Below are 18,171 nucleotides of genomic sequence, written 5' to 3'. Positions count from 1 at the left end.
ACGTCGAGGGACGACGTCCTCGAGGGGTTGTCGATGGGCCGACGTCTGCTGGTGTGGCTGACTGCTGCGCTGTGCGTGCTGGGAATGATGCCGGAGGCACTGGCGGCGCCGACTGCCGCTGGATCGGGGGCGAAGGCGGCCGGCGCTGCGACCGCACCAAACGTCGCCGACCCACCCGTATCGGCCAATCTGGTCGCCCTTGCTCCTGCTCGGCTCCTCGACACGAGGTCCACTGCACGTGTCCCGGCCGGAGGAGTCCGCGCGGTGCAGGTGCTCGGCAAGGGTGGTGTCCCGGCGACCGGTGTCGCCGCCGTGGTGATCAACGTGACAGCGGTTCGCCCATCGGCAACCGGCTGGTTGGCTGCCTACCCGGCCGGGGCGGCGCGACCCAGTGGCTCCACACTCAACTTCGCTGCCGCACAGACCATTGCGAACCAGGCCGTCGTCAAGGTCGGTTCCAACGGTGCCATCACCTTGTTCAGTTCGGCCTCTACCGACCTGCTGGTCGATGTGTCCGGCTTTTACGCCGCGGGGGCAGGATTCACCGCACTTTCCTCCACCCGGGTCCTCGACACGCGCTCGAGCTCCACCCATCCCCGGGCCGGCTCGGTGACGACGCTGGCGGTGACCGGCCGCGCAGGAGTGCCGGCCGCGGGTGTGACGGGGGTGTTGGTCAACGTCACCGTCGTGCGGCCGGCAGCCAGCGGCTGGGCACAGCTGTATCCACACGGCACGGCCCGGCCCAGCACCTCGACGGTCAACTACCTCACCGGGCGGACCGTCGCGGCAGCCGCTATCGCCACGCCGGATGCTTCAGGGCGGGTGAACATCTACACATCGGCCGGCGCGGACATCCTGGTCGACGTCGTGGGCTGGATCGCCAAGGACACGACGTTCGTGCCGATCACCCCCGTGCGAGCGATGGACAGTCGCTACGGCGTCGGCGTCACACGGGTCCGAGTGCATCCGGCCGGCTGGGCGACCGTACGCATCGCCGGCGCCAAAGACCTTCCTGCGAGCGGGGTGGTCGCAATCCAGGCGACGGTCACTGCAGTGCGACCCTCGACCGGTGGCTACCTGACCGCGTTCCCCGCCGATGGTCCGTCGGGCAATCCGCCGAACGCATCCAGCGTGAACTTCGCCAGCGGCGTCACGACCGCCAACGCGGTGACTCTCAAGCTGGGTTGGAACGGCTCCGTGAGTGTTTTCTCCAGCGCCGAGACCGATGTGCTGCTCGATGTCACCGGCTACTGGGCCAAGAGCAACAACCTGGTCTCACAGATCACGATGGGGGATGAGCACGCCTGCGCTCTATCGGCGGCCGGACGTGTCCGCTGCTGGGGTAACAACTACGCAGGACAGTTGGGTCTCGGCGAAGACGAGATTCACACAGGCGTCATCCTGCGGCCACGGGAGGTCCTCGGTATGACCGAGGTGAAAAGCGTCGCTGCCGGCTCGTTCCACACGTGCGCGGTGCGACGGGATGGTTCGGTCTGGTGCTGGGGGAGGCGGACCATCGACAACTGGGTGTGGCGTCGTTGGCTTGGAGCCCGATCCCCGGGCGAGTGCCCGGAATACCTGGACCAGCGCTCTCGGTTTCCGCTTCCGGTGATCACACCTGCGCGGTGCTGGTGTCCGGCGGTGTCGCGTGTTGGGGAAGCAACGACCTTGGTCAGAGCGGACAGCCGGCGTCACCGAACGCCGGTCCCGGTGTCGTGCCCGGCCTTGAGAACGTCGTCAAGGTTGCGCTCGACCGGGACCGTAGTTGCGCGCTGACATCTGCGGGAAAGGTCCTGTGCTGGGGTCTGTCCTACCGCAACTCGCTCGGCAACGGGGATTTCGACGCATCGCGCACGAAGTTCAGCGCAAAACCGGTGCCAGTCGGTGGGCTACCTGCGAACGCGACTGACCTCATGCTGAGTGGCAATAGCTGCGTCGCGACCGCGAGCGGGGCGATGCGGTGCTGGGGCGAAGGCCAGTCACCGACCAACCCGGTGATGTTCTCACCGATAACCTTGATCGAGCCCGTGGCCGCCGTCACCCGCGGTCAAGCCGGCAGTCCATGCGCCGTACTGGCATCAGGCGCCGCCTGGTGCGACATCTACACCTACAGCGGCTCAGGCACTGATGTCGGGATCTCCGCGGGCTACATCTATGGCCTGCACTCCGACGTGGTCGGGATGGCATCCGCGGACAAGGCCACGTGCGTATTGCTGACCGGGGGAGATGTCCGGTGTTGGGGGTCACGGCTCGCGGTCGGCCTGCTCGGGGACGGGGTCCAGTGGGGCTACAGCTTCGAGCCGGTGACGGTCCTCGGCCTGGACTGACCCGAAAGGAACCGCTCCGGGGCGTGCGGCGTTGGTGACCTACGAATGAGTCGAATGCGGTCACCTAGCATGGTCAGGGCGCCCAGTCGATGACGCGGCACCTTCCCCGATCGTGAGGATCTCCCGACGATGACCAGCGACAGCTCCGCAGCCAAGCGGGAGTGGTGGGATGACCCCAAGCTGCCCTGGAGCGGTAAACCCAGTCGCAAGGAATTGTGGTGCTGGTCGGCGATCGCGCTGGTGGGTGTCTACGGGTTGGTGATGATCCCGCTGCGGCCGCTGATTCTGGGCTTGAACACCTGGGCGCTGGCCGCGGTGACCGGCTCCAACATCGCCATGGTCGACATCGGCGCCAAAGCGGCCCTGGGGCAGACCCACTTCTGGTGGCTGGGTCTGTTGATGGCCGCGCTGACTTCGATCAAGTTCGACTGGATCTGGTGGTGGGCCGGTCGGTTGTGGGGTCACAACCTGATCGAGGTCATCAGCGGTCGCTCGCGGTGGGCGGCGCGGACCGGCAGGTACGCCGAGCACCTGGCCCGCCGGTTCGGATCGCTGGCGATGATCGCCTGCTGGTTCGTGCCCTTCCTGCCCTCGGCCATCGTCTACGCCTTCGTCGGCGACGTAGGAATGCGGCTGCGCAAGTTCTTGCTCCTGGACTTCATCGCAGCTGTGCTCTATCGCGGTTTGTGGATGTATCTGGGCTTCCTGATCGGTCAGCCGGCCAAGGACTTCGTGGATCTGCTGGCCAAATACAGCTTCTACATCAGCATCGCCGCCGTGGTGTTGGTGGTCGGTTCGGTCATGTGGCGCAACAGCCGTGGTGGCGGTGCCCAGGTGTTGTCTGAGGACGCCATCGCCTCCGATATCGCCGTGGACGAGGTGCGTCAGGGGCTGCGCGAGGAACACGACGAGGAGGACGAGTCCGGCGATCGCCGTACGCTTGAGTCATGACCGTGTTGACGCAGGCGCCCGAGGGAGCCCAGCAGGAGTCGGTACGCCGGGTGCACGAGGTGGCGCGGCGCGCGCAGCTGGCCGCCGGCGACCTGGCGCTCGCGACCCGGGCGGACAAAGACGCAGCGCTGGCTGCCATGGCGCAGGCCCTGGTGGACCACGCCGACGAGATCGTCGCGGCCAACGCGGCCGACCTGGAGCGCGGCCGCGCCGACGGCATGAACACCGGCCTGCAGGACCGGCTGCGACTGACCCCGCAGCGGATCGCGCAGATCGCAGACGCGGTGCGGGAGGTCATCGCCCTGCCGGACCCGACCGGTGAGGTGCTGCGTGGCTCAACCCTTCCGAATGGTCTGCAGATCCGGCAGATCCGGGTGCCGATGGGCGTCATCGGGATGATCTACGAGTCCCGGCCCAACGTGACCGCCGATGCGGCGGCCCTGGGTGTCAAGAGCGGCAACGCGATGATCCTGAGGGGCGGTTCGGCGGCGGCGCTGTCCAACGCGGTGATCGTGGCAGCGCTGCGTTCGGCGCTGGCCGAGCACGGTCTTCCCGCCGACAGCGTTCAACTCCTCGACGGCGGCCGGGAGGACGTGACCTCGCTGATCACCGCCCGCGGTTTGGTCGACCTGGTCATCCCGCGTGGGGGCGCCGGCCTGATCCAGACAGTGGTGCTCGGCGCGACGGTGCCGGTGATCGAGACCGGGATCGGCAACGTGCACGTCTACGTGGACTCGGCCGCGGACCTGGTGATGGCGCGCGACATCGTGATCAACTCCAAGCTGCGCCGCACCAGCGTGTGCAATGCGGCCGAGACGCTGCTGGTGCACCGCGAGGTGGCAGCGACCTTCCTACCCACGATGCTGGGCGACTTCGCCGCGCGGCAGGTGCGTCTGCACCTGGACGAGCGGGCGGGAGTGGTCGCCCATGACACCGGTGTCGGCTTCGAGCCGGCAACCGCGGCGGACTGGGCCACGGAGTACCTCGACGCCGAGATCGCCGTCGGGGTCGTCGACTCCGTCGACGCGGCCATCGATCACATCAATGCCAACGGAAGTCGGCACACCGAGGTGATTGTCACCGAGAACCGTGCTGCCGCAAGACGATTCGTGGCGCGCGTCGATGCCGCGGTCGTTGCGGTGAACGCCTCGTCCGCCTTCACCGACGGGGGACAGTTCGGGATGGGCGCCGAGATCGGTATCTCCACGCAGAAGCTGCACGCGCGCGGTCCGATGGCCCTACCCGAACTCACCAGCACCAAGTGGGTGCTGGAGGGAGACGGTCAGATCCGGTCGTGAAGAATCTCGGTAGTGACCGGAAGATCCGGGGCATCGGGAATGGGCAACTCGGCCGTATCGGCAGCTGGCGTGTCCGCGTGCGGCGCTGAACTCAACGAGTCGTAGCCGATGTAGTAGGCCGGACGTTCCTGCTGCTGGAGGTACACCCGCCCGACGTACTCGCCGAGGATGCCCAGGCACAGCAGCTGAGCACCGCCGAAGAACGCAATCACCACGACCGACGAGGTCCATCCGGGTGCGTTGTCGCCGAGGATCTTGCCGACGATTGCCCAGACCAGCAGTGCCATGGCGAGGATGAACCCGCCCACGCCGAACCAGGTCGCCAGGCGCAGCGGCGCCATGGAGAAGCCCGTCACGGAGTCCAGGCTGAGTTTCAGCATCTTCGACAGCGGATATTTCGAGTCGCCGGCCGCTCGGTGCTCGCGCCGGTACCCGACCTCGGTCGACGGGAAATCCAGGGTCGGCACGACTAGGCGAAGCACCCGGTTGGCTTCCGGCAGGGTGTTGACGGCATCGACGGTCGCCCGCGACATCAACCGGAAGTCGCCGGCATCCAGCGGAGCGTCCACTCCCGAAATCCGGCGCATCATGCGGTAGAAGAGGCCGGCGGTGTGGCGTTTGAAGGGTGAGTCGGTACTCCGGTCGGTGCGCACGCCGTACACCACATCGACATGCTGGGTCAGGGCCGCCGCGATCATGTCCGCGATCGTCTCGGGGGATCCTGCAGATCGGCGTCGATCGTCACCACCCATTCGCCGCGCGCTCGCTCGAGGCCGGCCGAGATCGCCGCCTGGTGGCCGGCGTTCGCGCGCAAGCGGACGATCCGCAACTGCGGCCACTGCCGTCGCAGGCGTTCAAGCACCGCCGCGCTGGTGTCGGTCGACCCATCATCGACGGTGATGACCTCATAACTGCGCCCGAGGTCGTCGAGAACCGGTCGTAGCCGCTCGACGAGGAGCGGGAGCACATCCTCTTCGTTGTAAACGGGCACGACAACGGTCAGGAACGTCGAACTCATGGTGGGCCAAGCGTAGCCGCCGCAGTCGATTGCCGGTCGCTGCCACGCCATCGCACAGCTTCGGCCACGCACCGATACGATATGCGCATGTCATCGTCCCTGGTTTCGCTGGCTCAGGCCGTGCCCAAGCTCGAAGAGAACGAACTGCCGATGCCGCACTGGGCCTACGGCCTGCTCGGGATCCTGTTCTTCGCAGCCCTGCTCGGGGTGCTGTGGTTCTTCCGTCGTACGGTCGGTAAAGGCATCCCGCAGGACCACAGCGAGCAAGGGCACTGACTCTGCGCCTCGGGGTGATGGGTGGGACGTTTGACCCGATCCATCACGGTCACCTGGTCGCGGCCAGCGAGGTCCAGTCGTTGCTGGACCTCGACGAGGTGGTGTTTGTGCCGACCGGTCAGCCGTGGCAGAAGAGCGAGCGCGAGGTTGCACCGGCCGAGCACCGCTATCTGATGACGGTCATCGCGACGGCTTCCAATCCGCGCTTCACCGTCAGCCGGGTCGACATCGATCGGCCGGGACCGACGTACACGCTGGACACCCTCACCGACCTGAGGGACCAACGTCCCGACGCAGAACTGTTCTTCATCACCGGCGCGGATGCGTTGGCCCAGATCGTGTCGTGGAAGGGTGTCGACAAGCTCTGGGACCTCGCCCAGTTCATCGGGGTCACCCGGCCCGGTTACGAACTGTCCGGTTCCGGCCTGCCGGCCGAGCGCGTCGTGCTCAAGGAAGTGCCCGCGATGGCGATCAGCTCGACCGACGTGCGCGAGCGTGTGCGGTACGGGCACCCGGTCTGGTATCTCGTGCCGGACGGTGTCGTGCAGTACATCGGTAAACATTCGCTGTACCGGCCCGGTGGCACTGATCCCCGCGCCGACATCTGATTCTCACCGTGCAACAGATTCTCAACGTGCAACAGCAGGAGGGGTAGTGGCCGCAACGCAGCGCGCCATCGATCTGGCCAAGGCCGCGGCGGCCGCCGCCGACGAGAAGGTGGCCAGCAGCGTCATCGCGATCGATGTCAGCGACCAGTTGGCGCTGACGGACGTCTTCGTGGTCGCCGCCGCCGACAACGAGCGTCAGGTCGCCGCCATCGTCGACGGCATCGTCGAGCGATTGCACGAGTTGGGCGTCAAGCCCATCCGCCGTGAGGGCCAGCGCGACGACCGGTGGGTCCTGCTGGACTTCGGCGACATCGTCGTGCACGTGCAGCACGAGGAGGAGCGGGAGTTCTACGCACTCGACCGGTTGTGGCGCGACTGCCCGACGATCGACCTCACGGCATGACCGGGCGCCGATTGATCATCTGGCGGCACGGTCAGACCACCTACAACGCCGAGGGGCGCTGGCAGGGGCAACTCGACGTACCGCTGTCCGAGCTCGGCCGCGAGCAAGCCAGGGCCGGAGCGCACGCGCTGCTCGCCTACGACATCGACGCGATCTGGGCCTCCGACCTCTCGCGGGCTTCGGCCACGGCAGAGTCACTCGCCCAGCTGGTGGATCTGCCGATCGCCTTCGACAAGCGGTTCCGGGAGATCGATGCCGGGTCGTGGTCGGGCATGACCGCGGCGGAGGTCAAGGAGCAGTACGCCGACATGCAGGCCCGGGTCGAGGCGGGGAGGACCTGCCCCGCGGCGGCGACGGCGAGACGCTCACTCAGGTGATGGGCCGCTCGAAGGAGGCGGCGCTGGAGTTGTTGCCGACGCTGCCCGAAGGCGGCACGGCGGTGATCGCAACGCACGGCATGTGCGGCCGGGCGCTGACCGCGGCGCTGGTCGGTCTGACCCAGCAGCAGGCGTGGCTGGCGTTCCGGGGGCTGTCGAACTGTCACTGGGGGTCGGTCATCGAGGGTGCCCACGGCTGGCGGATCGAGACCTGGAACGCAGGCGCGCGGTGAGCGCAGGGCACGTGTCGACGTACGGTGCCCGCCCGCGCGTCTCCCCGCGGCTCCTGCGGGTCGGCCTCAACCTGTATCCGCCGCTGCTCGGCGCGGGTATCCGGGTCCTGTCGATCGAGGACGACTGGTCGTCCTGCTCGGTGGCGTTGAAGTTGACCCGCTGGAACAAGAACCAGCAAGGTACGGCGTTCGGCGGCTCGATCGGTGCCATGTCCGATGCGTTCTTTGCGATGTTGCTGATCGGCCAGCTGGGACCGGCTTACAACGTGTGGGACGCGCAGGCGCACATCGACTACCGATCGCCCGGCGTCTCAACGGTTTTCGGCCGTTTCGACATGCCCGCGACGGCTGTGTCCGAGGTCCGTGAGGCGGCGCAGGACGGCTCGAAGGTGCTGCGCTGGTTCGAGACCGATCTGACCCTGAAGGACGGCACGGTGGTGGCCTCGGTGCGGCGGCAGGTCTACGTCCGCAAGAAGAAGGAGCGCTCGCTGGTCGCAGCCTGATCACTGCCCGGGCCGGTTGCGCACACCAACGGCAATCTTCAACTCAGCGGTTGTTTGCCGCTGGAAACGACCGCTGGATCGCAGATTGCCGCTGATCTGCCGGTGACATGCGCCGATTTGGTCAGGGAGGCTGCGGCTGAGTAAGGTAAGGCGGTCGCCGGGACACCGGGGACACTCCCACACGGGGCATTGGCGCAGTTGGTAGCGCGCTTCCATGGCATGGAAGAGGTCAGGGGTTCGAATCCCCTATGCTCCACCACGTAAGCGCAGGTCAGGGGCCGTTTGGCCCCTTTCTTTTACCAGTTTTGTGGTGGTTGGGCCCACGGAATCATCCACAAAACTCCGGCGAAGGATCGACCAGTGACGCAAAACCCCCTTCCGCCCGCATCGCGTCGCACCGTCTGGGCATGTCCCGGCTCACCACACGCGACAAGGTCCTGCGCACCGCGCACTCTTTGGAGCGTCAAGCACAGACCCTTCTCGACCAGGCCGCGACGCTGCGTGAACTGCTGGAGGAGGACGAGTCACCGGCTGGACTGCACGTCGTCCGTGACCCACAAGGCCCCATGGTCTACACCACCGAGGAAGCCGCTGACGTGCTGCGGATCGGGAGTCGACCGTGCGCAAGCTGATGGCCGAGGGGCGCCTGCGAAGAGTGATGATCGGCAGTTCGGTGCGCATCATGCGTGAGGACGTCATGGACCTTCTGGAGCGTTCCCGCACGCAAGACCAGCCGTTGTCCAAGCCGGAGCTTGTCTGATGGCTCGGCCGCGCAAGAAGGGCGGCACGATCAGTCCGGTGGCCAGCGGCGGGTATCGGCTCACGATCACGATGACGGTCGCGGGGGAGTCGATCCGTAAAGAGTTCCGTGGCACCTCTAAAGCGGCGGTGCTGCGCAAACGGGACGACTGGTTGGAGATCAACGGGCTGAGCCTGGACGACGGTTCGGCATCGCCGGCACCAGCCGCCGGGGGACGCCGACGCTGGATGAGTGGATGCGGGTGCTAGACGAGGAGTACGTCAAGCGGGGCAGGTCCGAGGCTACTCGGGCTGCAGCGGCCAGTCAGTACCGCAACCACATTCAGCCGTTGCTGGGGGAGCGACGGCTGGCCGCGATCACTCCCGAAGACGTTGCGCAGATGCACCGGCAGGCTGCAGCCAAAGGATTGGCTACCTCGTCGGTGGCATCCGTTCACAAGTTCCTGTCCCGGGCGCTGACGTTGGCGTGTGCTCGTGGGGTCCTGGTCCAGAACGTGGCGCGTATGGTGCAGCCTCCCGCGGTCAAGGAAGTATCGCCGGAGCCGTTCACCGACGACGAGCTCCGCGCGGTGGTGGAGGTGGCCAGGAAGGATCCGCAAGCAGTGCGGTGGTTGACGACACTGATGACGGGTGCCCGCAAAGCCGAAGTGCTCGGGTTGTGCTGGGACAGTGTGGATTTCGACCGTGGCGCCCTTGTGATCCGGCGGACGCTGACTCGTCAGGTGTGGCAACACGGCTGCGGCGCAACGCTGATAGCTTCGCAGGCAGGGCATTCGCCCGCGAAGTGTCCGCAACGGATACGCGGCCAGATGTTCGGTCGAACCAAAACCAGTGGCAGCGTCCGGGTGATCGCGATCGCGCCGGAACTGGTCGACATGTTGCGGGCGCACAAGTCGTCGCAGGATGCCTGGTTCAAGATGTTTGGGCGGCCCCCGGAGACTGGGCAGGAGTTCGGTGGCCTGGTGTTTCTGAGCTCGGCCGGCACCCGGATCGACCATCGCGGCGATGACCGGCACTGGTTGAAGCTCTTCCAGCGTGCTGGCGTTGACCTGAAGGGTCAGCACGCTTCGCGGCACACGATCGCCACACAGATGCTGGAGGAGGGTGTCGACACTCGGGTCGTCGCGGACGCCATGGGGTGGGCGAGCACCCGGATGGCGATGCGCTACCAGCACGTCGGGGAAAACCTCTCGCGGGAGGCATCCAACGCCATCTCCTCGCGATGGGGCGGCATCTTCGGCAACGACGACGACACGGTGGTCGCGTTGGACCGGAGTCAACGTCCGGGCTGAGCGCACCCCGGCAAGCGTCGCACCGTGAGGGTATGAGCACCGTTGGTTCCCGCCGCGCGGCCAAGCAGCGCCAGCATGCCCCTGGGCACGATTTTCGCCCTGGTGACGTCGTGGCGGTGTCGGGCGTGTGGCCGAACTGGCAGCAGGTGCGCGAGATGCTGCTGGCCGGGTGTGACATCACCCCGAACATCTACTTCGACGCCGACCGCTTGACGCACGCCGCTCCGGGCGAAGTGCCGGGGCCGGACGATCCGCCGCTGTTGGTGGTGACCGGAGCAGTACGGGGTCGCCCGCTGCGCTGCTGTAGGTTCTCGCGATTCCTGACAGTTTCGCGAGGCTCTGACCAGCGCACCGACATCTCGGGTGTCACCGTTCCGTCTCAGCAAAATGTCATCATCCGCAGCAGAGCTTTCTGTCGAGGTCGCAGCGGCAGGCTCTGTGGAGCGCGTCTGCATCAGGCGGAAACTTCGTCGACTCCGAGTTCCCTGAGGAGGGCTCGCACTCTTCGTTTGATGTCGTCGCGGATGGGCCGGACGGCTGCGACGCCTTGCCCGGCTGGGTCATCGAGTGTCCAGTCCAGGTATTGCTTCCCGGGGAAGATCGGGCAGGTGTCGCCGCAGCCCATCGTGATCACCACGTCGGATGCTTGCACGGCTTCGGGGGTGAGGATCTTCGGGCTCTCGGCCGAGATATCGATGTCGTCTTCGAGCATCGCCTCGCGAACTGCTGGGTTGATCGAGTCAGCGGGGGCTGATCCGGCGGAGCGGACTTCGACTGCGCCACCGGACAGGTGGTGGGTGTAGGCGGCTCCCATTTGGGATCGTCCGGCGTTGTGCACGCAGACGAAAAGCACGGACGGGCGCTCGGTGGCTTCGGTCATTCGCGGACTCCTCGGTCATTGCGTAGGTCAGAGGATCTGACGCAGCAGGGTGGTGACGCGGGCTTGGATGTCGTCACGGATTTCACGGACAACCTCGATGGGCTGGTCGGCTGGGTCAGCGACGTCCCAATCTTCGTACCGTTTGCCGGGGAAGACGGGGCAGGTGTCGCCACAGCCCATGGTGATGATGACGTCAGCGGCCTGCATGACGCTGTCGGTCAGTGGTTTGGGATAGGCGGTCCCGAGCGCGATCCCTCGCTCACGCAGGGCCTCAACGACGACGGGATTGATCTCCCCAGAAGGTGCTGACCCGGCAGAGCGGACGTGCACTTTCCGTGCTGACAGGTGCTCGGCCAGCGCGGCAGCCATCTGCGAGCGTCCGGCGTTGTGAACACACACGAACAGAACTTCGGGCACCTTCTTGGCGACGCGGCCTTCGGCTTGGGCGGTGGCCATCAGTTGCTCACGGGCCTGCCGGGCGACAAGCACGGGCAGGAAAGTATGGACGGTGGAGCGAGGGGCGAGTAGGTCCCACGCCTTGTTGACGGCGTCGTCGATGGTGTCCTCGTCGAAGACGCCGGCATAGGAGTAGTTCATGTCGTCAATGAGTTGTGGAACGACGGTTTCGCGGTCAGGTAGATGCATGAGGGCTCCCGTTTTGAGGTCAAACAGGTTGACGGGTCGAGGTGGTGAGGTGTCGCAGAGCGTCGGGGCCGTACGGTTCCTCGGCGAGCATCGGGATGATTGCTGTGCGTCGGGCGAGTTCGGTGATGCGTTCAAGTTGTTGGTGTTCGGCGGCAGCGCGTGCCCGCAGCAGCGGGGATGTCGGTCTGGCCGCGGCGAGGGACGCGTTGACGACCCACGCCCACGGATGGATTCCGGCTCGTTGGAGGTCGTCTTGCAGCTCGGTAGCTTCGAGGACGGGGGTGGTGTCCGGCAGCGTCACGATGATGACCTTGGTCAGGTCAGGGTCGCGGAGCCGCATCAGCGGTGTCGTGTAGGTACCGGTTTCGCCCATGCTGCGTGCAATGTCGCGGTGGTAAGACCCGGTAGCGTCCATGAGCAGCAACGTGTGACCGGTTGGGGCCGTATCCATGACGACGAACTGGCGGCGGGCCCGGTTGACCAGGTGAGAGAACTGCCCGAAGACTGCGACTTCTTCGGTGCAGGGTGACAGCAGGTCTTCGACCAGGCGTGCTCGACCGGCCTCGTCGAGCTGGTTGCCTTTGCTGGCCAACACCTTGTCCCGGTACTCCTGGGTCGCGACGTGTGGGTCAATGCGGGACACCGTGAGGTTGCCGACGACCTCGTGATCAAGCACTTCGTCAAGGTGCGCCGCGGGGTCGGTGGTGGTGAGGTGGACGGTGTGCCCGCGATCAGCAAGAGCGATTGCGATGGCCGCAGCGACGGTGGTCTTCCCGACGCCGCCTTTGCCCATGCACATGATCAGGCCGTGGTCGGTCGTGGCGATTTCGTCGATCAGAGTGGCGAGCGAGCCCAGATCGACCGGCTGCTCGTCTTCGATGCCATCCACGACCTCGGCAGCATCCGTGCGGAGCAGCGCGCGTACCGCGTCGATACCGACGACAGTGCGTGCGCGCAGTGGCACCGTGGTCAGCGGCAATCGGCGTAGTGCCTCGGGCATCGCTGCGATTGCGCGGTGCTCACGTTCGCGGACGGCGTCGGCCAAGGCGTCGGCCTCACCCACGTCGCCTGCGGGAAGGAGGGCGTTGATGACGAGGTGTTGCTCGGTGATCCCGATCGTCGCTAGTTCGGTGCTGGTGCGGGCTGCCTCACGCAGAGTGGACTGTTGGGCACGGGCGACCAGCACGAGCCGGGTTTGAGCGGGGTTGGCGAGCCTACGGACAGCGTCGGCGTACACGGCGCGGGTGCGGTCCAGCCCGGCCATCGGTCCGAGGCACGACGCATCACCCTTCCCGGCATCCAGGAATGAGGTCCACTCACCCGGCAGTTGCAGCAACCGGATGGTGTGGCCGGTGGGTGCGGTGTCGAATACGACGTGGTCGTACCCGGCGATCCGTTCGTCATCGGCGAGGTAGGTGGTGAACTCGTTGAACGAGGCGATCTCGGTGGTGCACGACCCTGACAACTGTTCGGTGATCGAGTCCAGGGCGGTTTGAGGCAACACGTCGCGGACCGGGGCGATGATCTTCTCCCGGTAGGCCTCAGCAGCCTCGTTGGGGTCGATCTCCAGCGCGTCCAGGCCGGGTGCCTGAGGCACCGCTGTGATCTGGTCACCGACGGTGAGGCCGAAGACCTGACCGACGTTGGACGCTGGGTCGGTCGACACGAGCAACACCCGCCGGCCCTGGTCCGCCAAGGTGACAGCGGTGGCGCAGGCCAAAGACGTTTTACCGACACCGCCCTTGCCGGTGAAGAACACGAACCTGGGCAGCTCGGTCAGGTATGGAAACGAGGTCATCAGGCGGGTTCCTTTCAGCAGCAACCGGCTTCGGCGTCTGGGCCGCACCCACCACGTGGTGTGGACGCGGTCAGGCCGAGATCGGTCACGCCAGTAGGCAGTTTGCTGGACGAGGTGATGGCAGCAAACCTGGTCAATTCCGCCCGGCTGGGATAGCGGCCCGTCACAACAGTGACGCCGTCGACCGTGGTCAGCGGCAGACCGGCTGATCCTGCGACGCGCAGGAAGTCTGCGACTGCCGGGTCCGCGGTGAACGCGGTCGGGTCATTGGCCAGGTTGTGCCGTTGGAGATCGGCACCCTGGTTTTGCAGGTGGTCCAGGTCGGCGGTGAATCGGACGAGGTCGTCGTCCAGTTCGGGCCCACAGACCCCCGTGTTGCAGCACAGAGCGGGTTCGTACACCCGCACGACCGGTACGGCGGGCCCAGTGAGTTCGGCGATAAGCGCGTCAATGCGGTCGGCGATGTCGTCACGGATCAAACGCATCCGCTCGATCCCGTCGATGCCTCGCGCCGATGGTTCATCGGTGCTCCAGACCTCGATCGACCCGGCCATGCCCTCAATCGGGTCGACAGTGGCTTCGCTGCCCAACACCACGACGCGATCCACACGGCGCAGCAAGCCTTCGTCGATCAGCTTTGGATGCTGATCGGCCATAGACCCGCCGCTTTCTTCAATGACCTGAGCGGACAACCCATTGACCGCGTCGCCTGGGTGGGTGCCGGCGGAGTGCACTTCGATGGACTCCCCAGCGCGGTGGCGCATCAGGGCGGCAGCCATTTGCGACTTGCCACCGTTCTTCACGCAGACGAACAGCACGGAATGGCGGTCAGCCATGAGAGGCCTCCGGGGCGATAGCAGGGGTGGGGGTGAACCGGGAGCGCAGAGCAAGGGCCACATAGACGAGAGCGACGAGCACCGGCACCTCGATGAGTGGTCCGACGACTCCAGCGAGAGCCTGGCCGGACGTGACACCAAAGGTTGCGATCGCGACGGCGATGGCTAGTTCGAAGTTGTTCCCGGCGGCGGTGAAGGCGAGAGTGGTGGTGCGTTCGTAGCTCATTCCCAGGCCCCGGCCCAGCAGGTAACCGCCGCCCCACATCAATACGAAGTACGCCAGCAGCGGCAGCGCGATCCGGGCCACGTCGAGCGGCTTGGAGGTGATGTTGTCGCCTTGCAGAGCGAACAGGATCACGATTGTGAACAGCAGCCCGTACAGCGCCCACGGGCCGATCTTCGGTAGGAATGATCGCTCGTACGCTGCGCGGCCCCATCGCTTTTCACCGATGCGGCGACTGAGGTATCCCGCCAGCAACGGCACACCGAGGAAAACCAGCACCGAACCAGCGATGTGCCACGCAGAGATGTCCAGGTTGGCTTGGTCGAGGCCGAGCCATCCAGGCAGCACCGACAGGTAGAACCATCCGAGTGCGGCGAACGCAATCACTTGGAAGACCGAGTTGATCGCAACCAGCACAGCCGCGGCTTCGCGATCGCCGCAGGCTAGGTCGTTCCAGATGATGACCATCGCGATGCACCGAGCCAGGCCCACGATGATCAACCCGGTGCGGTATTCGGGCAGGTCAGGAAGGAAGATCCACGCCAGAGTGAACATCAGCGCGGGGCCGACCACCCAGTTCAGCAGCAGACTCGACCCCAACAGGCGACGATCGCCGGCGACCGTGTCGAGCCGGTCGTAGCGAACCTTCGCCAGCACGGGGTACATCATCACCAGCAACCCCAGAGCGATCGGGAGGGAGACGCCTTCGACCTCGACTGCACTGATCGCCGACCCGATGCCCGACACGATGCGGCCGAGCAACAGGCCGGCGATCATCGCGGCGATGATCCACACCGGTAGGAACCGATCCAGCGTCGACAGTTTCGTGGTGACCGTGGCCCGCTCGGTGGACGAGTCGATCTGTTGCACCTGCGTCATGCCCGCACAGCCCGAACGATCGCGGCTTGGGCGAACTCGTGCACAGCGTGGGTGTAGCGGATCTCGACCTCAGTCCACCCGGTGCTCTCTAGAGCTTGGCGGTAGTCGGTTTCGGTCAATGCGCCCGCGATGCAGCCAGTGAAGGCGGTCATGTCAGCCCGGGTGACCTCGTCCATATTGTCGGCTGCGATTACGTCGGACACCGCGAAACGACCGCCCGACTTGGTGACTCGAGCGGCTTCGGCGAGTACAACGTTCTTGTCGGCGGCCAGGTTGATCACACAGTTGGAAATCACCACATCGACGGTGGCGTCCGGCAATGGGATGTCTTCGAGGTAGCCCTTGATGAACTCCACGTTCTGGACACCGGCCTCGGTCGCGTTGCGACGCGCAAGCTCAAGCATCTCGTCGGTCATGTCCAGGCCGATCACTCGACCAGTAACACCCACCCGGCGGGCGGAGATCAGCACATCACCACCGGCACCGGACCCGAGATCCAGCACAGGGTCACCCGCGTGCAAGTCGGCGACAGCTGTGGGTACCCCACAGCCCAGCGAAGCGTCGACCGCCGCGCCGCCTTCGCCCGCGAGGTCTGCGTCGTACAGGTCGGAGCCGAACACGACAGTGCCGTCACCGGTGACGTTGCCGTCGTACACGCTGGACCCGCAGCACCCACCGGCGGATACCGAGCGGGCCGACTCGGCGTACCGCTGCCGTACCTGTTCGCGAATGTCGGCCTGGTCGGCCATGTCACAACCTCCACTGAATCGATAACTGTCGATACAGTGGAGCCTGGCGCATTGCTTCGACATTTGTCAATATGGGGTCATGACGAACTCCGCGCCCGCTGTTGAACCAGGCTGCTGCGTCCCTAGCGACGTCGCGGGGATGTGTGCTGCCGACGCCGAGGACACTGCGGCGCTGCTCAAAGCAGTGGCCGATCCGGTGCGCCTACGCCTGTTCACCCGGATCGCAGCAGTGGACGACTCACTATGCGTGTGCGACATCCAAGACGTCGGCGTCTCACAGCCAACGGTTTCCCACCACCTGAAGAAGCTGCGCGAGGCTGGCCTGGTGGATTGCGAACGGCGTGGCACCTGGGTTCACTACTGGCCTACCGAATTGGGCGCTCGTCTCAGCCGGGCCGTCACCTCGTTGGCGGGCGAGCACATCGGTGCATGAGTCAGGTCTGGGCGCGGCCCGAGCCGGTTCTGTCCACTGAGTTACTGAGCACGGCTGCTGCGATCAACGGCAAAGCCGTCGCTTCGGCATTCGGAAACCGCCCACGCCAACCCCGGCGATGCATCGCCGGGGTTGGCGCTGAGGTGGAGGTGGGCTCGAAGTACCAGTGGACGCGCTGGTTCCCCGCTTCACACGTGTGAGTGATGAGCGAGCGAATGAAGGCGGGACAGTCGGCTGCGGTGATGTCATCACGTAGGACCTGCCGGCGGGCGCTGCGTAGGAAGTGCAGCCATTCCGGTCGGTTGGGCTCAACACCCAGCACGTCACGGTGGTACTCATGAAGCCAGTTAGCCACCTCGTTTTCGTCCAGGTCTTCTTCGCAGGATGCAAGGACGGCATCGATGGCCTGCCGACGCACGAGCGCGAGGTCAGACCGTTCTGCGCGCAGGCTGTGTTCCTGGATCGCCCGACCCTGTGGAAGAGCGCAGGCGGGGTTGCTTCAAGGCGGGGCCCACGTCAGCGGGCCGCCATCTTCTTCACCGGCAGCGTCCTCGATGCAACGCCGGATCTCTTGGAGCAACGCGGTGACTTCTGGTCGATCCACGAGCGATACATGACGGTCCGCGTGCTCGTTCGGCACCGAGGGGATGCCAAGGGGTGCAGGTGCCAAGCGAACGTCGCCGCCGGTGTATGTCGCCCAGAACAGCCGCGCCCATTCGCGCGAATCGATCCCTGGAACTGGGCTTCCTGCTTGCGCCACGATGCGGCTGGTGCAGGATTGAACCCATTCACCGTCGAAGGTTCGTAGCCGACGCTTGTGATAGTCGATGGGCGGAGGATCGGCAGCGAGCCGCACCGCCACTTCCTCTAGTTCTTGATGCAGCGTGTCCCACAGGTCCCGCTTTTGTAGCCATCGCAAACGTGCCGGGGGTCTGGTTCGAAATGAGGCCGGTAGTTGGTTCTCGATCGCGAGATACTGCCAGGAGCGGTTAGACCCAAGTCGTCCCAACAACAGGGCGTCTGTGGCTCGATCAAGGTCGTCCTTGCGCAGATGCTCGGAGATTGTGCCAGGCCAAAGCATCTGCGGTATCCACGCCAGCGACAACTCCCGCTCTCTCGGGGTCAGGCCCTGGTTCGGGCGTCGCGTCGCATCTGTGGGGTAACCCGGTCGTCGACTGGCCGTCCGGTACGTCAACTGCTTGCTTGGGGACAACGTGGCGACGTTTGCGCTCAACACGATGTGGGTCAAGATCGGGTTGTGTGTTGTGTGGGCTGCCGCACGGCTCGCGTACAACGGAGCCTGGCGACTATGCCGCCCGAGAGCCCGAAGCAAGTGTTCGTTCGCTGCGAACGGGTCGGTTTCGCTCAGGATCGCCACGCCGTCGTACATCCTGCTCACCTGCCACTGCGGATCGGCACCCAGCGAGTAGGGGCTGCCGCCGTCACGCGGGTCAGACGCACTCAACACTTCGAACAGGAGTGCCAGGACGTCGGGGAATGGGAACTCCTGGTCAAAGAGCGGCCATCGAATGTCAGTCTGGGCGTCGGCATCAATCAGTCGATTGATCAACTGCTGGGTGTTCACGGCGGACTTCGAGGCGACCCCTTCATCGGTGACGCTGTTACAGAGGTCGAAACCACACCGTGGGATCCTTCGCCGTGGTCCCTTCTGAACACCCTTCA

24 protein-coding genes, 1 tRNA gene and 2 pseudogenes are annotated in these 18,171 nt (G+C 65.6%); 17 read left to right on the top strand and 10 right to left on the bottom strand.

What is annotated here, in order from left to right:
- Positions 1-33: 33 nt before the first annotated feature.
- The 5 genes and pseudogenes from ACFQBT_RS11800 to ACFQBT_RS11780 all read left to right on the top strand — a co-directional run.
- Positions 34-1,500: pseudogene (locus tag ACFQBT_RS11800) on the top strand (hypothetical protein); the annotation flags it as partial.
- A pseudogene (locus ACFQBT_RS11795) lies at positions 1,467-1,637 on the top strand (hypothetical protein); the annotation flags it as partial. The pseudogenes ACFQBT_RS11800 and ACFQBT_RS11795, both read left to right, overlap by 34 nt.
- Positions 1,638-1,997: 360 nt before the next feature.
- The gene (locus tag ACFQBT_RS11790; RefSeq protein WP_377825598.1) at positions 1,998-2,327 is read left to right on the top strand and encodes an RCC1 domain-containing protein; all 330 of its coding nucleotides are present in this window, start codon (positions 1,998-2,000) and stop codon (positions 2,325-2,327) included.
- 129 nt (positions 2,328-2,456) lie between these two features.
- Positions 2,457-3,278: a DedA family protein gene (locus ACFQBT_RS11785; RefSeq protein ID WP_377822879.1), complete on the top strand. Its 822-nt coding sequence runs from the start codon at positions 2,457-2,459 to the stop codon at positions 3,276-3,278.
- A complete protein-coding gene (locus ACFQBT_RS11780; RefSeq protein ID WP_377822876.1) occupies positions 3,275-4,576 on the top strand; it encodes a glutamate-5-semialdehyde dehydrogenase in 1,302 nt (433 codons plus the stop codon). Before ACFQBT_RS11785 ends, ACFQBT_RS11780 begins: the two co-directional genes overlap by 4 nt.
- On the opposite strand, the gene ACFQBT_RS11775 is transcribed toward ACFQBT_RS11780, so the two are convergent.
- Positions 4,561-5,274: a hypothetical protein gene (locus ACFQBT_RS11775; protein ID WP_377822874.1), complete on the bottom strand. Its 714-nt coding sequence runs from the start codon at positions 5,272-5,274 to the stop codon at positions 4,561-4,563. The genes ACFQBT_RS11780 and ACFQBT_RS11775 overlap by 16 nt on opposite strands.
- Positions 5,271-5,594 carry a glycosyltransferase gene (locus ACFQBT_RS11770; RefSeq protein ID WP_377822871.1) on the bottom strand — a complete coding sequence of 108 codons (324 nt, stop codon included), beginning with the start codon at positions 5,592-5,594 and terminating at the stop codon, positions 5,271-5,273. The genes ACFQBT_RS11775 and ACFQBT_RS11770 overlap by 4 nt, the downstream gene beginning before the upstream one ends.
- Positions 5,595-5,681: 87 nt before the next feature.
- Here ACFQBT_RS11770 and ACFQBT_RS11765 point away from each other — a divergent pair, with 87 nt between their 5' ends.
- The 11 genes from ACFQBT_RS11765 (at position 5,682) to ACFQBT_RS11715 (ending at position 10,045) form a co-directional block, all read left to right on the top strand.
- The gene (locus ACFQBT_RS11765) at positions 5,682-5,870 is read left to right on the top strand and encodes a hypothetical protein (protein WP_377822869.1); all 189 of its coding nucleotides are present in this window, start codon (positions 5,682-5,684) and stop codon (positions 5,868-5,870) included.
- 2 nt (positions 5,871-5,872) lie between these two features.
- Positions 5,873-6,478 (top strand): nicotinate-nucleotide adenylyltransferase, encoded by a 606-nt coding sequence (gene nadD / locus ACFQBT_RS11760; protein ID WP_377825461.1) that lies wholly within the window; start codon positions 5,873-5,875, stop codon positions 6,476-6,478.
- A gap of 46 nt (positions 6,479-6,524) precedes the next feature.
- Positions 6,525-6,881, top strand: a complete 357-nt coding sequence (gene rsfS, locus ACFQBT_RS11755; RefSeq protein WP_377822867.1) for a ribosome silencing factor — start codon at positions 6,525-6,527, stop codon at positions 6,879-6,881.
- A complete protein-coding gene (locus ACFQBT_RS11750; protein WP_377822865.1) occupies positions 6,878-7,258 on the top strand; it encodes a histidine phosphatase family protein in 381 nt (126 codons plus the stop codon). Before rsfS ends, ACFQBT_RS11750 begins: the two co-directional genes overlap by 4 nt.
- On the top strand, positions 7,258-7,491 hold the full coding sequence (locus tag ACFQBT_RS11745) for a histidine phosphatase family protein (RefSeq protein ID WP_377825460.1): 234 nt from the start codon (positions 7,258-7,260) through the stop codon (positions 7,489-7,491). The genes ACFQBT_RS11750 and ACFQBT_RS11745 overlap by 1 nt, the downstream gene beginning before the upstream one ends.
- On the top strand, positions 7,488-7,994 hold the full coding sequence (locus ACFQBT_RS11740; RefSeq protein ID WP_377822862.1) for a PaaI family thioesterase: 507 nt from the start codon (positions 7,488-7,490) through the stop codon (positions 7,992-7,994). The genes ACFQBT_RS11745 and ACFQBT_RS11740 overlap by 4 nt, the downstream gene beginning before the upstream one ends.
- A 183-nt stretch (positions 7,995-8,177) precedes the next feature.
- Positions 8,178-8,253, top strand: a tRNA-Ala gene (locus ACFQBT_RS11735).
- Between the two features lie 148 nt (positions 8,254-8,401).
- Positions 8,402-8,626, top strand: coding sequence for a hypothetical protein (locus tag ACFQBT_RS11730; RefSeq protein ID WP_377822860.1), 225 nt, complete (start codon positions 8,402-8,404; stop codon positions 8,624-8,626).
- Positions 8,614-8,754, top strand: coding sequence for a MerR family transcriptional regulator (locus ACFQBT_RS11725; RefSeq protein ID WP_377822858.1), 141 nt, complete (start codon positions 8,614-8,616; stop codon positions 8,752-8,754). The genes ACFQBT_RS11730 and ACFQBT_RS11725 overlap by 13 nt, the downstream gene beginning before the upstream one ends.
- Positions 8,754-9,002 (top strand): hypothetical protein, encoded by a 249-nt coding sequence (locus ACFQBT_RS11720; RefSeq protein WP_377822856.1) that lies wholly within the window; start codon positions 8,754-8,756, stop codon positions 9,000-9,002. The genes ACFQBT_RS11725 and ACFQBT_RS11720 overlap by 1 nt, the downstream gene beginning before the upstream one ends.
- Positions 8,990-10,045: a tyrosine-type recombinase/integrase gene (locus tag ACFQBT_RS11715; RefSeq protein WP_377822854.1), complete on the top strand. Its 1,056-nt coding sequence runs from the start codon at positions 8,990-8,992 to the stop codon at positions 10,043-10,045. Before ACFQBT_RS11720 ends, ACFQBT_RS11715 begins: the two co-directional genes overlap by 13 nt.
- 454 nt (positions 10,046-10,499) lie before the next feature.
- Here ACFQBT_RS11715 and ACFQBT_RS11710 read toward each other — a convergent pair whose 3' ends face one another.
- Genes ACFQBT_RS11710 through arsM form a run of 6 tightly spaced genes read right to left on the bottom strand, consistent with a single transcriptional unit; the run spans position 10,500 to position 16,055 of the window.
- Positions 10,500-10,925 (bottom strand): arsenate reductase ArsC, encoded by a 426-nt coding sequence (locus ACFQBT_RS11710; RefSeq protein WP_109686921.1) that lies wholly within the window; start codon positions 10,923-10,925, stop codon positions 10,500-10,502.
- A 27-nt stretch (positions 10,926-10,952) separates the two neighbouring features.
- A complete protein-coding gene (locus tag ACFQBT_RS11705) occupies positions 10,953-11,570 on the bottom strand; it encodes an arsenate reductase ArsC (RefSeq protein ID WP_109686919.1) in 618 nt (205 codons plus the stop codon).
- Positions 11,571-11,589: 19 nt separating this feature from the next.
- Positions 11,590-13,368, bottom strand: coding sequence for an arsenical pump-driving ATPase (gene arsA / locus ACFQBT_RS11700; protein WP_377822851.1), 1,779 nt, complete (start codon positions 13,366-13,368; stop codon positions 11,590-11,592).
- 14 nt (positions 13,369-13,382) lie between these two features.
- Positions 13,383-14,204, bottom strand: coding sequence for an arsenite efflux transporter metallochaperone ArsD (gene arsD, locus ACFQBT_RS11695; RefSeq protein WP_109686915.1), 822 nt, complete (start codon positions 14,202-14,204; stop codon positions 13,383-13,385).
- The gene (gene arsB / locus ACFQBT_RS11690; protein ID WP_172461500.1) at positions 14,197-15,306 is read right to left on the bottom strand and encodes an ACR3 family arsenite efflux transporter; all 1,110 of its coding nucleotides are present in this window, start codon (positions 15,304-15,306) and stop codon (positions 14,197-14,199) included. Before arsB ends, arsD begins: the two co-directional genes overlap by 8 nt.
- Complete coding sequence (gene arsM / locus ACFQBT_RS11685; protein ID WP_109686914.1) at positions 15,303-16,055, bottom strand: arsenite methyltransferase; 753 nt, start codon at positions 16,053-16,055, stop codon at positions 15,303-15,305. The genes arsB and arsM overlap by 4 nt, the downstream gene beginning before the upstream one ends.
- A gap of 139 nt (positions 16,056-16,194) precedes the next feature.
- Here arsM and ACFQBT_RS11680 point away from each other — a divergent pair, with 139 nt between their 5' ends.
- Positions 16,195-16,488 (top strand): ArsR/SmtB family transcription factor, encoded by a 294-nt coding sequence (locus tag ACFQBT_RS11680; RefSeq protein ID WP_377822848.1) that lies wholly within the window; start codon positions 16,195-16,197, stop codon positions 16,486-16,488.
- 1 nt (position 16,489) lies between these two features.
- On the opposite strand, the gene ACFQBT_RS11675 is transcribed toward ACFQBT_RS11680, so the two are convergent.
- Positions 16,490-16,906 (bottom strand): hypothetical protein, encoded by a 417-nt coding sequence (locus ACFQBT_RS11675; RefSeq protein ID WP_109686910.1) that lies wholly within the window; start codon positions 16,904-16,906, stop codon positions 16,490-16,492.
- An 81-nt stretch (positions 16,907-16,987) separates the two neighbouring features.
- Positions 16,988-18,073 (bottom strand): hypothetical protein, encoded by a 1,086-nt coding sequence (locus ACFQBT_RS11670; RefSeq protein WP_377825596.1) that lies wholly within the window; start codon positions 18,071-18,073, stop codon positions 16,988-16,990.
- Between the last annotated feature and the right edge of the window lie 98 nt (positions 18,074-18,171).

It is taken from the genome of Branchiibius cervicis, from assembly GCF_042661605.1.
GTDB classification, from domain to species: domain Bacteria; phylum Actinomycetota; class Actinomycetes; order Actinomycetales; family Dermatophilaceae; genus Branchiibius; species Branchiibius cervicis.
The sequence above is the reverse complement of the archived record's forward strand: the minus strand, read 5'-3'. Positions and strand labels throughout refer to the sequence as shown.

Bases quoted from the DNA above. Each gene is read 5' to 3' on its own strand.
- ACFQBT_RS11750 (WP_377822865.1), top strand. From the start codon at position 6,878: ATGACCGGGCGCCGATTGATCATCTGGCGGCACGGTCAGACCACCTAC.
- ACFQBT_RS11770 (WP_377822871.1), bottom strand. From the start codon at position 5,594: ATGAGTTCGACGTTCCTGACCGTTGTCGTGCCCGTTTACAACGAAGAG.
- ACFQBT_RS11705 (WP_109686919.1), bottom strand. From the start codon at position 11,570: ATGCATCTACCTGACCGCGAAACCGTCGTTCCACAACTCATTGACGAC.
- arsM (WP_109686914.1), bottom strand. From the start codon at position 16,055: ATGGCCGACCAGGCCGACATTCGCGAACAGGTACGGCAGCGGTACGCC.
- ACFQBT_RS11715 (WP_377822854.1), top strand. From the start codon at position 8,990: ATGCGGGTGCTAGACGAGGAGTACGTCAAGCGGGGCAGGTCCGAGGCT.
- ACFQBT_RS11730 (WP_377822860.1), top strand. From the start codon at position 8,402: ATGTCCCGGCTCACCACACGCGACAAGGTCCTGCGCACCGCGCACTCT.
- ACFQBT_RS11710 (WP_109686921.1), bottom strand. From the start codon at position 10,925: ATGACCGAAGCCACCGAGCGCCCGTCCGTGCTTTTCGTCTGCGTGCAC.
- ACFQBT_RS11765 (WP_377822869.1), top strand. From the start codon at position 5,682: ATGTCATCGTCCCTGGTTTCGCTGGCTCAGGCCGTGCCCAAGCTCGAA.
- ACFQBT_RS11775 (WP_377822874.1), bottom strand. From the start codon at position 5,274: ATGATCGCGGCGGCCCTGACCCAGCATGTCGATGTGGTGTACGGCGTG.
- arsB (WP_172461500.1), bottom strand. From the start codon at position 15,306: ATGACGCAGGTGCAACAGATCGACTCGTCCACCGAGCGGGCCACGGTC.
- ACFQBT_RS11680 (WP_377822848.1), top strand. From the start codon at position 16,195: ATGTGTGCTGCCGACGCCGAGGACACTGCGGCGCTGCTCAAAGCAGTG.
- ACFQBT_RS11720 (WP_377822856.1), top strand. From the start codon at position 8,754: ATGGCTCGGCCGCGCAAGAAGGGCGGCACGATCAGTCCGGTGGCCAGC.
- ACFQBT_RS11790 (WP_377825598.1), top strand. From the start codon at position 1,998: ATGTTCTCACCGATAACCTTGATCGAGCCCGTGGCCGCCGTCACCCGC.
- ACFQBT_RS11785 (WP_377822879.1), top strand. From the start codon at position 2,457: ATGACCAGCGACAGCTCCGCAGCCAAGCGGGAGTGGTGGGATGACCCC.
- arsD (WP_109686915.1), bottom strand. From the start codon at position 14,204: ATGGCTGACCGCCATTCCGTGCTGTTCGTCTGCGTGAAGAACGGTGGC.
- arsA (WP_377822851.1), bottom strand. From the start codon at position 13,368: ATGACCTCGTTTCCATACCTGACCGAGCTGCCCAGGTTCGTGTTCTTC.
- ACFQBT_RS11745 (WP_377825460.1), top strand. From the start codon at position 7,258: ATGGGCCGCTCGAAGGAGGCGGCGCTGGAGTTGTTGCCGACGCTGCCC.
- ACFQBT_RS11780 (WP_377822876.1), top strand. From the start codon at position 3,275: ATGACCGTGTTGACGCAGGCGCCCGAGGGAGCCCAGCAGGAGTCGGTA.